The 13849-nt window shown below is 66.0% G+C and carries 16 protein-coding genes; 5 read left to right on the top strand and 11 right to left on the bottom strand.

The window, feature by feature from the left end; all coding sequences use genetic code 11:
- Nucleotides 1–5: 5 nt before the first annotated feature.
- Both DEF76_RS08200 and DEF76_RS08195 read left to right on the top strand, forming a co-directional pair.
- Entirely contained in the window at nt 6–1502 is a 1497-nt protein-coding gene (locus tag DEF76_RS08200; RefSeq protein ID WP_114913748.1) for a sugar ABC transporter ATP-binding protein, read from the top strand.
- Nucleotides 1499–2545 (top strand): ABC transporter permease, encoded by a 1047-nt coding sequence (locus DEF76_RS08195; RefSeq protein ID WP_114911916.1) that lies wholly within the window; start codon nt 1499–1501, stop codon nt 2543–2545. Before DEF76_RS08200 ends, DEF76_RS08195 begins: the two co-directional genes overlap by 4 nt.
- Here the strand turns inward: DEF76_RS08195 and ychF are convergent, their stop codons facing one another.
- From ychF to rplM, 11 genes are all read right to left on the bottom strand, one after another.
- On the bottom strand, nt 2546–3640 hold the full coding sequence (gene ychF / locus DEF76_RS08190; protein WP_114911915.1) for a redox-regulated ATPase YchF: 1095 nt from the start codon (nt 3638–3640) through the stop codon (nt 2546–2548).
- The gene (gene pth / locus DEF76_RS08185; protein ID WP_114911914.1) at nt 3640–4218 is read right to left on the bottom strand and encodes an aminoacyl-tRNA hydrolase; all 579 of its coding nucleotides are present in this window, start codon (nt 4216–4218) and stop codon (nt 3640–3642) included. The genes ychF and pth overlap by 1 nt, the downstream gene beginning before the upstream one ends.
- Nucleotides 4219–4240: 22 nt before the next feature.
- On the bottom strand, nt 4241–4948 hold the full coding sequence (locus DEF76_RS08180) for a 50S ribosomal protein L25/general stress protein Ctc (protein ID WP_114911913.1): 708 nt from the start codon (nt 4946–4948) through the stop codon (nt 4241–4243).
- A 91-nt stretch (nt 4949–5039) separates the two neighbouring features.
- On the bottom strand, nt 5040–5651 hold the full coding sequence (locus tag DEF76_RS08175) for a histidine phosphatase family protein (protein ID WP_114911912.1): 612 nt from the start codon (nt 5649–5651) through the stop codon (nt 5040–5042).
- 10 nt (nt 5652–5661) lie between these two features.
- Nucleotides 5662–6276 carry a glutathione S-transferase family protein gene (locus tag DEF76_RS08170; RefSeq protein WP_114911911.1) on the bottom strand — a complete coding sequence of 205 codons (615 nt, stop codon included), beginning with the start codon at nt 6274–6276 and terminating at the stop codon, nt 5662–5664.
- A gap of 21 nt (nt 6277–6297) precedes the next feature.
- The gene (locus tag DEF76_RS08165; protein WP_114911910.1) at nt 6298–7230 is read right to left on the bottom strand and encodes a ribose-phosphate pyrophosphokinase; all 933 of its coding nucleotides are present in this window, start codon (nt 7228–7230) and stop codon (nt 6298–6300) included.
- A gap of 84 nt (nt 7231–7314) precedes the next feature.
- The gene (locus DEF76_RS08160) at nt 7315–8295 is read right to left on the bottom strand and encodes a hypothetical protein (RefSeq protein ID WP_114911909.1); all 981 of its coding nucleotides are present in this window, start codon (nt 8293–8295) and stop codon (nt 7315–7317) included.
- A gap of 1 nt (nt 8296) precedes the next feature.
- Nucleotides 8297–9061, bottom strand: coding sequence for a peptidoglycan editing factor PgeF (gene pgeF, locus DEF76_RS08155; RefSeq protein WP_114911908.1), 765 nt, complete (start codon nt 9059–9061; stop codon nt 8297–8299).
- Nucleotides 9058–10053, bottom strand: a complete 996-nt coding sequence (locus DEF76_RS08150; protein ID WP_114911907.1) for a class I SAM-dependent methyltransferase — start codon at nt 10051–10053, stop codon at nt 9058–9060. The genes pgeF and DEF76_RS08150 overlap by 4 nt, the downstream gene beginning before the upstream one ends.
- 62 nt (nt 10054–10115) lie before the next feature.
- Nucleotides 10116–10613: a 30S ribosomal protein S9 gene (gene rpsI, locus DEF76_RS08145; RefSeq protein WP_114911906.1), complete on the bottom strand. Its 498-nt coding sequence runs from the start codon at nt 10611–10613 to the stop codon at nt 10116–10118.
- A 5-nt stretch (nt 10614–10618) separates the two neighbouring features.
- Complete coding sequence (gene rplM, locus DEF76_RS08140) at nt 10619–11083, bottom strand: 50S ribosomal protein L13 (RefSeq protein WP_114913747.1); 465 nt, start codon at nt 11081–11083, stop codon at nt 10619–10621.
- Between the two features lie 86 nt (nt 11084–11169).
- On the opposite strand from rplM, the gene DEF76_RS08135 reads away from it, so the two are divergent.
- The 3 genes from DEF76_RS08135 (at nt 11170) to DEF76_RS19290 (ending at nt 13760) form a co-directional block, all read left to right on the top strand.
- Nucleotides 11170–12063, top strand: coding sequence for an SDR family oxidoreductase (locus DEF76_RS08135; protein WP_114911905.1), 894 nt, complete (start codon nt 11170–11172; stop codon nt 12061–12063).
- A 21-nt stretch (nt 12064–12084) separates the two neighbouring features.
- Nucleotides 12085–13266: a M20 aminoacylase family protein gene (locus tag DEF76_RS08130; protein WP_114911904.1), complete on the top strand. Its 1182-nt coding sequence runs from the start codon at nt 12085–12087 to the stop codon at nt 13264–13266.
- Nucleotides 13267–13418: 152 nt separating this feature from the next.
- Nucleotides 13419–13760, top strand: coding sequence for a hypothetical protein (locus DEF76_RS19290; RefSeq protein ID WP_162800556.1), 342 nt, complete (start codon nt 13419–13421; stop codon nt 13758–13760).
- The last annotated feature ends 89 nt before the right edge of the window (nt 13761–13849 follow it).

Raw genomic sequence — 13849 nt, 5'->3', positions numbered from 1 at the left:
GGCCAATGTCCTCGACGCCGCTCCTCGAACTTCGCGACGTCGCCAAATCCTTCGGCGGCGTCGCGGCTCTCAGAGGGGTCGATTTCACCCTCGCTGCTGGCGAAATCCACGGTCTGGTCGGCGAAAACGGCGCCGGCAAATCGACGCTGATGAAAATCATCGCCGGCGTCCATGCGAGCGATCAGGGCGAAATGCGGATCGAGGGCAAAATCGTGCGGCTCCGCTCGGCGCGGGACGCGCGCGAGGCCGGGATCGGCATGGTGCATCAGGAACTCGCCATCGTGCCGACGCTCTCGGTCGCCGAGAACGTGCTCCTTGGCATGCAGCCGCGCAACCGTCTCGGCTTCATCGACTGGCCGGCGATGGTGGCGATCGCCGGGCGGCATCTCGAGAGCCTGGGCCTGGCGATCGACCCGCGCGCCGAGATGGGAAGCCTTCCGCTCGGCGTGCAGCAGCTCGTCGAAATCGCGCGCGTGCTGTTTTCTGGCGCGCGCATCGTCATACTCGACGAGCCGACCTCGGCCCTCTCGCCGCCCGAGATTGCGCGGCTCTTCGCGCTGCTCGAGCGGCTGCGCGCCGAGGGCAGAAGTTTCATCTTCATCTCCCATTTCCTCGACGACGTGCTCGCCATCTGCGACCGCGTCAGCGTGTTTCGCAACGGCGCCAAGGTCGGCGAGGCGCGCGTCGCCGCAATCGACAAGGCGTGGCTGATCGAGCGCATGATCGGCGCCGGGCATCACGAACTCGAGGAGAGCTATCTCGGCGAGATCGCGCTGCGCGGCCCTAAAGATGCGCCGGTGGTCTTGGCGGCGGAGGGGCTTGGCCTCGGCGCATCGTTCGAGGATGTCTCGCTCAGCGTACGCGCCGGCGAGGTGCTCGGGATTTATGGGTTCATGGGCTCGGGTCAGCTCGATCTCGCGCGCGCCCTGTTCGGCAAAACCCCGCCAGAGCGCGGCATCGTGCGTATCGAAGGCCACGCCGTGCGGCTTTCCAACACCACCCACGCGTGCCGTGCCGGCCTTGCCTTCGTGCCTGAAAGCCGGCGCAGCATGCTGTTCGCGCTCGAACCGCTCTATAAAAACATGTCGATCAGCGTGCTCGAGCGCCTCGCCCGGCTCTGGCTCAAACCGAAACGCGAGCGTGAGATCGCGCGCCGGCACATCGCCGAACTCGGCATTCGCCCAGCGCTCCCCGACCGCCCGCTCGGGACGCTTTCGGGCGGCAATCAGCAGAAAGTGGCGCTGGCGAAATGGCTCACGTTCATGCCGAAAGTGCTGCTTCTCTCGGAGCCGACCCGCGGGATGGATGTCGGCGCCAAAGAAGACGTGGTGCGCATCGTGCGCCGGCTGCGCGATGAGGGGCTTGCGATCATCGTCGCCTCCACCGAGCCGGAGACGGTGCTTTCGCTCGCCGATCGCATCCTGGTCATGAAAAAGGGCCGCATTACCCGCGAATTCGCCAATGAGGTGGTGAGCAAAGACCGTCTTCTCGCCGCCGCATGAGCAAAGAACGCACCAGTTTTGCCGAGACCGCCCCCGCCATTCCCGCGCCGCGCCGCGGGCAATGGCTGCGTCTGCGGCTGCGCAATATCGCGCCCTTCGCGACCCTGCTGTTCCTCGTCGTGCTGTTTTCCGCCGCCAGCCCCTCCTTCCTCACCCTCGATAATCTCGCCAATATCCTGCAGCAGATTTCCGTGACCGGGATCATGGCGGTCGGGCTCACCTTCGTCATTCTCTGCGCCGAGATCGATCTCGGTGTCGCCAGCGTCGCCAACGCGACCGGCATCATCCTGGCTTTTTTCACCGCCCAAGATGCGAGCGTGAACATCGCCAATCTGCCGCTGCCGGGCATCGCCGCGATCGCGCTCGCGGTTTTTGGCAGTTTTCTCCTCGGCGCGGTCAATGCCTTCGGCATCACCTGGATCGGCATTCCCTCCTTCATCATGACGCTCGCGATGTTGCAGATCGGCGCTGGCATTTGCGCGATGTTGGTGCGCGGGCAGATCGCCTACGCGGTGCCGAAAGTGATCGCGGCACTCGGCAATGGCGGGCTTGGCCCGGTGCCGTGGATCGTCATCGTGGCAGGCCTCGTGCTGGCGCTCGCGCATATCGTGCTCACCTACACGCGCTTTGGCCGCTATGTGTACATGGTCGGCGGCAACCGCGAGGCGGCGGAGTATTCCGGCGTCAATGTGCGCGCCGTGATCGCCGCGGTGATGATCATCTCGGCGCTCTGCTCGGGGCTTGCCGGCATGCTCGGTGTCGCCCATTTCGGCAGCGCGCAACAGGATGAATTCGATAATTATCTGCTCGATTCGATCTCGGCGGTGGTGGTCGGCGGCACCAGCCTATTCGGCGGCCAGGGCGGCATCGGCAATACGCTGGTCGGCCTCTTCGTGCTCGGCGTCCTCAATAACGGCCTCGATCACGTCAATATCGACAGTTTCTTGAAAATTCTGATCCGCGGCCTGATCCTGCTTGCCGCCCTGATCATCAATGTCTATGCGCAGCGGCTGAAAGCGCTGCCCGAGACCGGCGCCGGCTGATCAGACGTTGAAGCGAAACAAAAGCACATCGCCGTCCTCGACCACGTAATCACGGCCCTCGATGCGCAGTTTTCCTGCCTCGCGCGCGCCGGCCTCGCCACGACCCGCGACATAATCCTCATAGGCGATGGTTTCGGCGGCGATGAAGCCGCGTTCGAAATCACCGTGGATGACGCCGGCGGCTTGCGGGGCGCGGGTGCCGCGCGTGATCGTCCAGGCCCGTGTCTCCTTGGGCCCGACCGTGAAATAGGTGATCAGCGCGAGGAGATCATAGCCAGCGCGGATCACCCGCTCGAGCCCGCTTTCCGCGAGACCGAGCCCGGCGAGAAACTCGCCACGCTCGCTCTCTGGCAATTGCGCGACCTCCGCCTCGATCGCGGCCGAGACGATGACCACCGCCGCCCCCTCGGCCCGCGCCCGCGCGGCGACCCGCGCGCTCGCTTCATTGCCGCGCGCCGCGTCCGCCTCGGCGACGTTGCAGACATAAAGCACCGGCTTTGCAGTCAGAAGATCGAGCCGGCGCACCGCCTCGTGCTCGCCCGCGGGGATCGCCTGGCGCACCGGCCGGCCGGCCTGCAAGGCTTCCAGCAGCGGCGCGATCAACGCCGCCTGCGCTTGCGCCTCACGATCGCCGCCGCGCCCTTTTTTCTGCAAATTCGGCAGGCGCTTTTCCAGGCTTTCGAGATCGGCGAGCATCAATTCGGTCTCCACCGTCTCGGCGTCGCGCAGCGGATCGATACTGCCCTCGACATGGACGATATCGTCATCCTCGAAGCAGCGCAGCACATGGATGATGGCATCGACCTCGCGGATATTGGCGAGAAACTGGTTGCCGAGCCCCTCCCCTTTCGCCGCCCCGCGCACGAGGCCGGCGATATCGACGAATTCGAGCGAGGTCGGCACGACCCGCGCCGATTTCGCGATCCCGGCAAGCACCGCAAGCCGCGCATCCGGCACCGCGACGCGGCCGATATTGGGCTCGATGGTGCAGAACGGATAATTCGCCGCCTGCGCTTGCGCCGTCGCCGTCAACGCGTTGAACAACGTCGATTTGCCGACATTGGGCAGCCCGACGATGCCGCAATTGAATCCCATCAGCCCTGCTCCTGGCGCAAAAGCGCGACCTTGGTCATGAACGCCTCCCCTTGCCCAGACGCCAAGAGCGGCGCCGCCGCGGCGACGGCATCGAGGAGTGGCACCAGCCAATCCTCGTCCTCGCGGCCAAAATCGCCGAGCACGTGGCCGAGCACCCGTGCCTTCTCGCCAGGATGGCCGATGCCGAGCCGCACCCGCCAGTAATCCTCCGTCCCGAGCAGGCGATCGAGGCTGCGCAGACCATTATGCCCCGCCGCCCCGCCGCCCCGCTTCACTCGCAGCTTGCCCGGCGCGAGATCGAGATCGTCGTGAAACACCGTGATCGCCGCCGGCGCGATCTTGTAGAACGCGGCGGCCGGGACGACGCTCTCGCCAGAGGCGTTCATATAGGTCAGCGGTTTCAGCGCGAGCACCCGTTGCGATCCGATCTGCCCCTCGGCGATCAGGCCCTTGAAACGCTGCCGCCACGGGCCGAACCCGTGGCGGTCAGCGATGACATCAAGCGCCATGAAGCCGATATTATGCCGGTTGCGGCGCATGCGCGGCTCGGGATTGCCGAGGCCGACCCAAAGCAACATGCGTCACACACGGTCCGCGCGATCAGCCCTTCTTGCCGCCCGCGGGCTTGGCCGGCGCCGCCTTGGCGGGGGCTGCCGCACCCTTGGCTGGTGCCGCACTCTTGGCGGGGCTTGCCGCGGCCGGCGCCGCCGCCCCTTCGGCCACCTCGGCGGTCTCGGCCGCCTTGGTCGGCGCCGCGATGGTCAGGATCACGAAGTCACGATCGAGGATGGTCGGGCGGCAATGCTCGGTGCCCTTGAGATCGGACCAGCGGACATTGTCGTTGATGTCGAGCGCTGCGAGATCGGCCTCGAAATATTCCGGCACCTTCTCCGGATCGCAATAAACATCGACGGTGTGACGCACGACATTGAGCACGCCGCCGCGCTTGACGCCGGGGCTGATGCCATCGTTCTTGACATGCACGGCAACCGCGACGCGCACCGCCTCGCCGGCAGCGAGGCGCTGGAAATCGACATGGATCGGCGCGTCATTCACCGGGTGAAACTGCACGTCACGAATGAGCGCGCGCGTTTTCGCCCCCGCCACCGAAATTTCATAGAGGCGCGAGCGCCAGCCGCCGCGATGGATCTCACGCAGCACCAGGCGCGGGTCGAGCGCGATGAGGCTCGGGCTCTCCTTCGCGCCATAGATCACTCCGGGCACCTTGCCCTCTCTCCGGGTCGCCCGCGCCGCCCCCTTACCGGCTCGCGTGCGCGCCTCGGCCTCGATCGTCACGAAATTGGCCATGGTTCGCTCCTGCTGCTATTCATTCCAAACGCCGGCCTCCAGGGGTGCCGGCGCGGGTTGCGCTTAGCCGATCGGCGCCGGCGCGGCAACCTTATCCTGTGCCGTCCGCGACCGGCGTGCCCGCCGCCCCTTGATCCACCTCGGCCGGCGAGAGCAGGCGCCAGGTTTCGCCAGCCGCAGTCGGGGGGAGGCAGAAGATCGGCACGCCATTGGCGGTCCTGACCGCGGCGGTCAGACCCATTTCGGCGCGCACGGCGCGGAACAGCCCGCCATGCGCCACCACCAGCCAACGCCGCTCGACGGCAAGCACGCGATTGAGCGCCAAGCGGGCACGCAGCCGAAGTGCGCCGAACGGCTCGCCGCCTTCGGGCGTTGCGCGGCCGGCGAACCAATCCGTGAACCATGCCCCCATCGGCCGGCCTTCCTCGACGCCGAAGGCGACCTCGCGCAGATCAGGCACGATCTCGACCGGAACCCCGAGGGTCGCGGCGGCGATATCGGCGGTCTGGCGCGCGCGGCCGAGAGGCGAGACGGCGATCGCCTCGATCCCGCGTCCGACCAGCGCCGCCGCCGCTTGGCGGGCCTGGGCGATGCCATGCGCGTTGAGCGGAATATCGACATTGCCCTGGGCGAGATTTTGGGCGTTCCAATCGGTCTCGCCGTGGCGGAGAAACCAGAACGGCGCCGGGATGAGGGTGCTCAAACCGCCGCCCTCAGGCCAACCCTTCCTTCTTCAACACCCGCTGCACCGCCGGGCGGGCGAGCATGCGCTGGTAATGCGCGGCGAGATGGGGGGGAAGCGGCTGTTTGCCGGACATGCGCCAGAACTCGATATAGAACATCGCCGCATCCGCGATCGAATACGGCCCGACGGCATAATCCTTGCCGGCCAGCGTCTTGTCGAGAAGGGCGAGCCCGGTTTCGAAAATCTCGAGGCCGCGCTTTTTCACCGCATCCGCATCGGCCGCGCTCGGGGCGAATTTTCCAGGGGCGAACATGCGCGAAAACCCCTGCATATGGATGGTGGCGACGACATAATCGATGATCTCGAGCGCCCGCGCCTGTGCCTCGACCCCGTCTGGCCAGAGTTTCGCGGCGGGATGGGTCTGCGCGAGGTAATAGGCGATCGCCGGGAACTCGGTCAGCACCGAGCCGTCATCGCGGATCAGGGTCGGCACTTTCGACTTGGGGTTGCGGGCGGTGAAACCTTCCTTGAAATGCTCACCATCACGGAGAGAGACTTTTTCGATCTCGAAGGGGGCGCCGATTTCCTCGAGAATGACGTGAATGCCGATCGAACAGGCACCCGGCGCATAGAGCAGCTTCATGAGGGTTTCCTTCCTTGAAACTCATTCGAAAAGTGAGCTGACCGAGCTTTCATCGCTGATCCGGCGCATCGCCTCGGCGAGCAAGCGGGCGATCGAAAGCTGGCGGATATTGTGGGCCAAGCGTACCGCTTCCGTCGCCAGAATGCTATCGGTGATGGTCATCATCGCGATCGGGCTCGCGGTGATGCGCGCCACCGCGCCGCCCGAAAGCACGCCGTGTGTCGTATAGACGCTCGCCGAACGGGCGCCGTTGGCAATCAGGGCGGCGGCGGCGTTGCACAGCGTGCCACCGGAATCGACGATGTCGTCGACCAGGATGCAATCGCGCTCGGCCACATCGCCGATCACGTTCATCACCTCCGAAACCCCGGCGCGCTCGCGGCGCTTGTCGATGATGGCGAGATCGCAATTGAGCCGGGTCGCGATCGCGCGCGCGCGGACGACGCCGCCGACATCGGGGGAGACGATCATGAGGTCCTTGCCGTCGAAGCGCTCGCGAATGTCGCGGGTAAAAAGCGGCGCGGCGTAAAGATTATCGACAGGAATGTCGAAAAACCCCTGGATCTGCCCGGCGTGCAGATCCATGGTGAGAACCCGGTTGGCGCCCGCCTCGGTGATCAGATTAGCGACCAATTTCGCGCTGATCGGCGTGCGCGGGCCGGATTTGCGGTCCTGGCGGGCATAGCCGAAATAGGGGATGACCGCCGTCACCCGCCGCGCCGAGCCGCGCCGCAGCGCGTCCAGCGTAATCAAAAGCTCCATCAGATTGTCGTTGGCGGGATACGACGTCGACTGAATGACGAAGACGTCTTCGCCGCGGACATTTTCGTGAATTTCGACAAACACCTCCATATCGGCGAAGCGGCGGATGGCGGCGCTGGTCAGCGGCAGATTGAGCGCCGCGGCAACGGCCTCGGCGAGTGCGCGGTTGCTGTTACAGGCGACGATTTTCATCTGGCGTGATCCCGAGGCCCCGATCGATCCGGGGGTGCGTGCGGCTTCTAGCAATGTGACAGGAGCATGTCCAACCGGCGCGTGTCATGGTTGGGTCGGCTCGCCGAAGGCAGCGGCGGCTGGCGGGGCGGCGGCCGGAGGCGGCGATGCCGGCGCCGCGGCCGCGCTCTTGCCGAGCGGGAGCGTGCCCGGCGGCGGGTGACGCTGCTTTTCCATCACCTCGCGCATGCCGAGCGCCGCCTGCTGCGCGACGACGATGGCAATATCTCCCCAATATTGATCGAGGGTGCCGCTCGGTACCTCATTGATCTGGACGATACGGCCGAGATCGTGGCCGCTCGCATCCCGCATCTGCCATTGGATCTCGACCCGGCTATTGCCAGCCTCGGCGGGCGCAATCCGCACCTCGCCGCCGATGGTGAAATCCGCCGCCTTGGGATCATTCGCGACGATCACCCCGAGCTGGGGCAGTTGCAGGCGGAGCTGATGGGCAAGCGAAGAATCGCCATCCCCCGGCGCCCCGGTGACGCCGAGCACCGCGACCTCGGCGGGGCGATGATAGAGACTATGGGGGTCGTTCTGCTTCTCCGCAGCATCGATGCTGGTGAGGAGGTCGGCGAGCTTGGGCGCGACGTCCTGGGCCGCGCTCTGCAACACACCCGCATCGCCACGCGCCCAAGACGCCGCCGGCTCCGGCAGCCCGTCGATATGCGCGATCGTGACGCCAGCGGGATTGACGATGGCATAATGCGGGATCACCTGCGCCTGCCGCATCTCTGCCGTTGCGACCAGACGCCAATCCGCACTCTTGGCGATCGCCGCCTGCGCCGGCACCTCGTTGCCGAGCAGCGCCTCGGCGAGATCGGTCGCGAACGCCTTGGCGTCGGCATCGGTGAGCAGGGCGTTGGCCGGAACCGGCACCGCAAGGCGCGGCGGCGGCGGCTGCACGAGCCGCGCCGTCTCGCCGGTCGGCGGCCCGGCGAAGGGATGCGGCACCGGCACGCACGCGGCGAGCGCCAGCAAAAGCGCCGAGACGACGCAGGTGAGGCGAACACGCGCCCCCATCTCAGAGCACGATCACCGACATTTGATGCCCGATCGCGCCGCCGCCGGCGAGCACGCGCCGGCGATGGCTGAAAAACCGCGCCTCCTCGGTCACCGTGTCGCTCGTTGGCAGCGCCGCCCCAGCGATCCCGGCGGCCGCGAGCCGGGCGGCGCAAAAACCGGGAAGGTCGAACTGCCAATGCGCAGGATCGCGCCCTTGGAAAAAAAATCGCTCATTCCCAGGATCTTGCGCCAAAACCGCGGCGCGCAGATCGGCGCCGACCTCATAGGAACGCTGCGCGATGCAAGGGCCGATCGCGGCCTTGATGGCTTCGCGCCGGGCGCCGAGCGTAACCATCGCCGCGACCGTCGCCTCGAGCACGCCGGCCAGCGCCCCGCGCCAGCCAGCATGGGCGGCGCCGATCACCCCGGCCGCGGCATCGGCGAACAGCACCGGCGCGCAATCAGCGGTGACGATCGCGAGCGCGACGCCTCCCCGCGCCGTCACCATCGCGTCCGCGGCCGGCCCGGCGCCCGGCGCCCAAGGGGTTTCGACGGGCACCACCGCAGCGCCATGCACCTGCGTCAACCCGACCATCAGCGCCGGATCGGCCCCCAGCGCGCGCGCCGCGCGGGCGCGGTTCTCGAGCACGTTCTCGCGCGCATCCTGGCCGCCGAGGCTGCCGTTGAGCGCGGCGAACGCGCCGGTCGAGACGCCGCCTTCGCGCGTGAAAAACCCGTGCCTTGCGGCAAGCGCCGGCACGCTGAGAAAAGGCGGCAGAGTCACATCGCAAATCCCGGCGGCGGTGGCGCCGCAGCATGCATGATCGCAAGAGCCTTGAACAGCAGCCCCATGCGATCGGGCTCGGCCAGGCGCTGCGCGGCGGCGATCACGGCCGCCGCCTGTTTGGGGGGGAGATTGCGGGCGAGCTGGCCGCTCCGCGCGAAGAGTCCGAGGCGCGCGAGGAAAACCCCCTGCGCGAGCGGCCCGAAAACCGCCGTCCCCTGCGCTCTCGCGGCATCGGCGAGCGGGCTGAAGGCGACATGGGCGGTAAGATCCGCCTCGCCCGGGCTTGCGAGCGGTGGCGCCGGACGACCGTGACGCAGCGCTTGCAGGCTGTCGCCAGCGGCGGCCTGCGCCGGCCCGTAATCGATGAGCAGGGCCGCTCCCCCCTCGGCCGCGATCCGCGCTGAGAGCGCCGTGACCCAGCCCCGCGCCGCCTCGGCGACCTCCATCACCGCGCCCTCCGCCAACGCGGGTGGCGCGATGTCGGCGAGCAGCGCCGGCGGATCGGGGCAGGCGATTTCAACAAACGCCGCGCCGGCGACGTGGCGCTCGGCCCAGCCGCCGCCGCGGCGGACAAATTGGCGGATCGGCAAGGCGTCGAGAAATTCATTGGCAAGCAGAATGAGCGGCCCCGGCGGCAGGGTCGCAAAGGTCTCATGCCAGGTGGCGCCGGGCAGCTTGGCCGCTTGCAAGGCGCGGAGCCGTGGCGAGGTCTCGATCAGATGGAGGCGGAGGGCGGCCGCGAAATCGGGGGTGACGGCGGCGATCGCGCGCTGCGCATCGGCCATCAGGGTGCCGCGCCCGGGCCCGGCCTCGGCGAGTAAAACCGGGTCGGGGCGGCCGAGCAGCCGCCAGGTCTCGGCCGCCCAAAGCCCGAGCAACTCGCCGAAAACCTGCGAAATTTCGGGAGCGGTGGTGAAATCGGCGAACGGATCGCGGCGCGCGTAATAAAGCGCATTGGCCGCCGCCATGAAATGATCGAGCCGCTCCATCGCCGCTCAGCCCCGGCGCGGGGACAGGGCATCGCGCCCTGCCCCTGCGCCGGTCGCCGTGCTCAGCGCTTGCTGAACTGGAAGCTCCGCCGCGCTTTGGCGTGGCCGTATTTCTTGCGCTCGACGACGCGCGAATCGCGGGTAAGAAAGCCCGCGACCTTGAGGATGCCGCGCAATTCCGGCTCGTAATGGGTGAGTGCCCGCGAAATCCCGTGCCGCAGCGCCCCGGCCTGGCCGGAAAGCCCGCCGCCGGTGACGGTGCAAATGACGTCGAACTGATTGTAGCGATCGGCAACCAGGAAGGGCTGGGTGATCAGCATGCGCAAGACCGGGCGGGCGAAATACTGCCCGACCTTCTTGCCATTCACAGTGATCTCGCCCTTGCCCGGCTTGATCCAGACGCGGGCGACGGCGTTCTTGCGCCGGCCTGTCGCGTAGGCGCGGCCCTGGGCGTCGCGCTTGGCTTCGTATTTCGGCGCCTCCGGGGCGCTCGGCGCGAGATTGGGCGCGGCGGCGGCGAGATCCTTGAGATCGGCCAGCGTGCGGGTGGTTCCTGACATCGGGCTCAGCCTCTCATGTTTTTCGGATTGAGGGCGGCAAGATCGAGCCGGCGCGGCGTCTGCCCGGCGTGGGGATGCTCGGCCCCGGCATAGACATGCAGATTGCGCATCTGCTGGCGCTGCAGCGGCCCGCGGGTGATCATGCGCTCGATGGCCTTTTCCACCACCTGCTCCGGCCGCTTGCCGGCGAGGCGCTGGCGCGCGCTCTGGCCCTTGATGCCGCCGGGATAGCCGGTGTGGTAGTAGAAAATCGCCTGCTCGGCCTTCTTGCCGGTGAGCCGCACCTTGTCCGCGTTCACGATCACGACATGATCGCCGCAATCGACATGCGGGGTGAATTGTGGCTTGTGCTTGCCGCGGAGACGCATCGCGACCAGGGCGGCGAGACGGCCGAGCACAACGCCCTCGGCATCGATCAGCACCCAGTCCTTCTTCACCTCCGCCGGTTTCAGCGAGAGAGTCGTTTTCATGACCCATTCCTTCTCGAAAGTCGCCGGCTTATGCCGAGCATGCGCCAAAACGTCAAGTGGTTTGCGCGATTTTTGCGTGAGGTAACATGATACCACAAAAGACCGGGCCGGTTCACCTCATCGGCGCCAGCGGTAAAAGCGGCCGGGCGCTGACCCGTGCCCTGCTCGCGGGCGGCATCGGCGTCGTCCCGGTGGTGCGGAGCGCGGATTGGCAGCCGGCCGACGATCTCCGCGCCCATCCCTTGCTCGCGCCGGTGCGGCGCGCCGATCTCGGCGATCGCCGCGCGATGGCGGCGGCGCTCGCCGATGCCGGGCGCATCGTCAATACCGCCCATGCCCGCCATACCGAAGCCTTGCTCGAAGCCGCCCCGCGCCCCGCCCGCCTCATCTTGCTCGGCAGCACACGGCGCTTTTCGCGCTTCCCCGACCGCCTCGCCGATGAAATCCGCGCCGGCGAGGCGGCATTTCTCGCCTCCGGCCGCGCCGGCGTGATGCTGCACCCGACGATGATCTACGGCGCGACCGGGGAGGAGAATGTCCAGCGCCTCGCCGCCATGCTGCGCCGCCTGCCCTTCCTGCCGCTTCCCGGCGGCGGGCGGAGCCTGATCCAGCCGATCCATCAAGATGACGTTACACAATCGCTCCACGCCGCGCTCGGCATCGCTTGGGAAGGGCCGGAGACGCTGGTGATCGCCGGCGGCGAGGCCGCGACCTACGCCGATTTCGCCCGCGCCATCGCCGCTGCCTGCGGCCTTCCCCAGCCGCGGATCGTGCCGATGCCAGCCTCACTCCTGATGCTCGCAGCCAGGATCACCAGCGGCCTTCGCCTCCCGCTTCGCGCGTGGCCCGAGGAAATCCGCAGACTTTTGGAAGACAAGGCCTTCCCCACCGCGCCGATGATCGCACGCCTCGGTGTGCGCCCGATCGGCCTTGCCGACGGGCTTGCGCGCACGTTTCAAGCCGTCAAGATGGAGACTTGAATTCCCGCAAGGAGCCCGCTCATGCCGATCATCAACCGAATCGCCGCCTATGCCGACGACCTCACCGCTTGGCGCCGTGATTTTCACGAGCACCCCGAACTCGGCTTCGAAGAAGTCCGCACCAGCAAAATCGTCGCCGAGAAGCTGCGCGAATTCGGGGTGGACGAGGTGGTGACGGGCATCGCCAAAACCGGGGTGATCGGCGTCATTCATGGCAAACATGGCGGCCAGGGCCGCGCCATTGGGCTCCGCGCCGATATGGACGCGCTGCCCATTCTCGAGGAAACCGGCCTTCCTTACGCCTCGAAAACGCCGGGCAAAATGCATGCTTGCGGCCATGACGGGCACACGACGATGCTGCTCGGCGCCGCCCGCTACCTCGCCGAGACCCGGAATTTCGATGGCACCGTCTATCTCATCTTCCAGCCCGCCGAGGAAGGGCTCGGCGGCGGGCGGGAAATGGTGAAAGAAGGGCTTTTCTCGCGCTATGAGATGGAGCGCGTCTACGGCATGCATAACTGGCCGGGGATTCCGGAAGGTGTCTTCGCCTGGCGCGAAGGCCCGGTGATGGCGGCAGCGGCGCAGATCGACATCTGCATCACCGGCCGCGGCGCCCATGGCGCGCAGCCGCATAACGGCAACGATCCGATCGTGATCGCAAGCCAGATCGTGACGGCGCTGCAAACCATCGTCGCCCGCCGCGTCGATCCCAACCTCCCAGCGGTGTTGACGATCGGGCAGATCGTCGCCGGTGACACCTACAACGTCATCCCACAGCAGGCGCGGATGAAGGGCACGGCGCGCTGGTTCCAGCCGAAAGTGGGCGACCAGCTCGAACACGGGGTGCTGCGGCTGGTGCGCGGCATCGCGGAAAGCTTCGGCGCCAGCGTCGAAGTCGAATTCCGCCGCACCTACCCGGCGACGGTGAACGACGCGGAGGCGACGACGCTGGCCCGCCGCGCCGCCGAAGCGGTGGCGGGCGCGAACGCCGTCCGCCACATGGACCAGCCGACCATGGGCAGCGAGGATTTTTCCTTCATGCTCAATGAGAAATCCGGCTGTTACATCATGCTCGGCGGCGGCCGCGGGCGCGAGAACGAGCCGATGGTCCACCACCCGGCTTATGATTTCAACGACTCCCTGCTCCCCATCGGCGCCTCCTACTGGGCGACGCTGGTCGAGCAGCAGCTCGCCAAGGGCTAATCGAAAGAGCCGCTACCCGAGGCGGCTTACGCCCATGACGCGCGGAAGGATCTGGCGGCGTTCGGTGGCGCCCGGCCGTCGCCGCGTCATCGACGACCTCCTCGCGCCGCGCCGCGAATATGTCCATGATGGGGTGAGGGAGCGGTAGGGATATGAAGTTTACACAAAGAGCAAAAGAATGGATGGCTGTCGAGGAAAATTACAAAAAACTAATCTCAGCAAAACAGGTGATTATACAGATAATAATGGCAATACTTATTGTTCCTGATATAATACTTTATTATTACTATAAAATCAACCCAACGCTCATTCAGCATATAGGTTGCTTTATTAGACCAGTTAATTTTATTACAGCGCAAATAATGCCGAAAAGTATATTATATGAAATAACCCAAAGCTGCGCAAGTGGAAATGAATCAGAGAAAGCAATATTTTTTATGGATTTCATGACAAAATTCACAATATCATTTTTTTTGCCGCTGCTTTTAATTTAATTTTATTTATTCAGATCATTTCTAATGATAAAATTGAAAAAATAAATTATAAAGCAACATCTATAATTTCATTTAGAATAGAATATACA

The organism is Acidibrevibacterium fodinaquatile (assembly GCF_003352165.1).
GTDB classification, from domain to species: Bacteria; Pseudomonadota; Alphaproteobacteria; order Acetobacterales; family Acetobacteraceae; genus Acidibrevibacterium; species Acidibrevibacterium fodinaquatile.
This window is presented reverse-complemented; position numbering and strand designations above follow the sequence as displayed.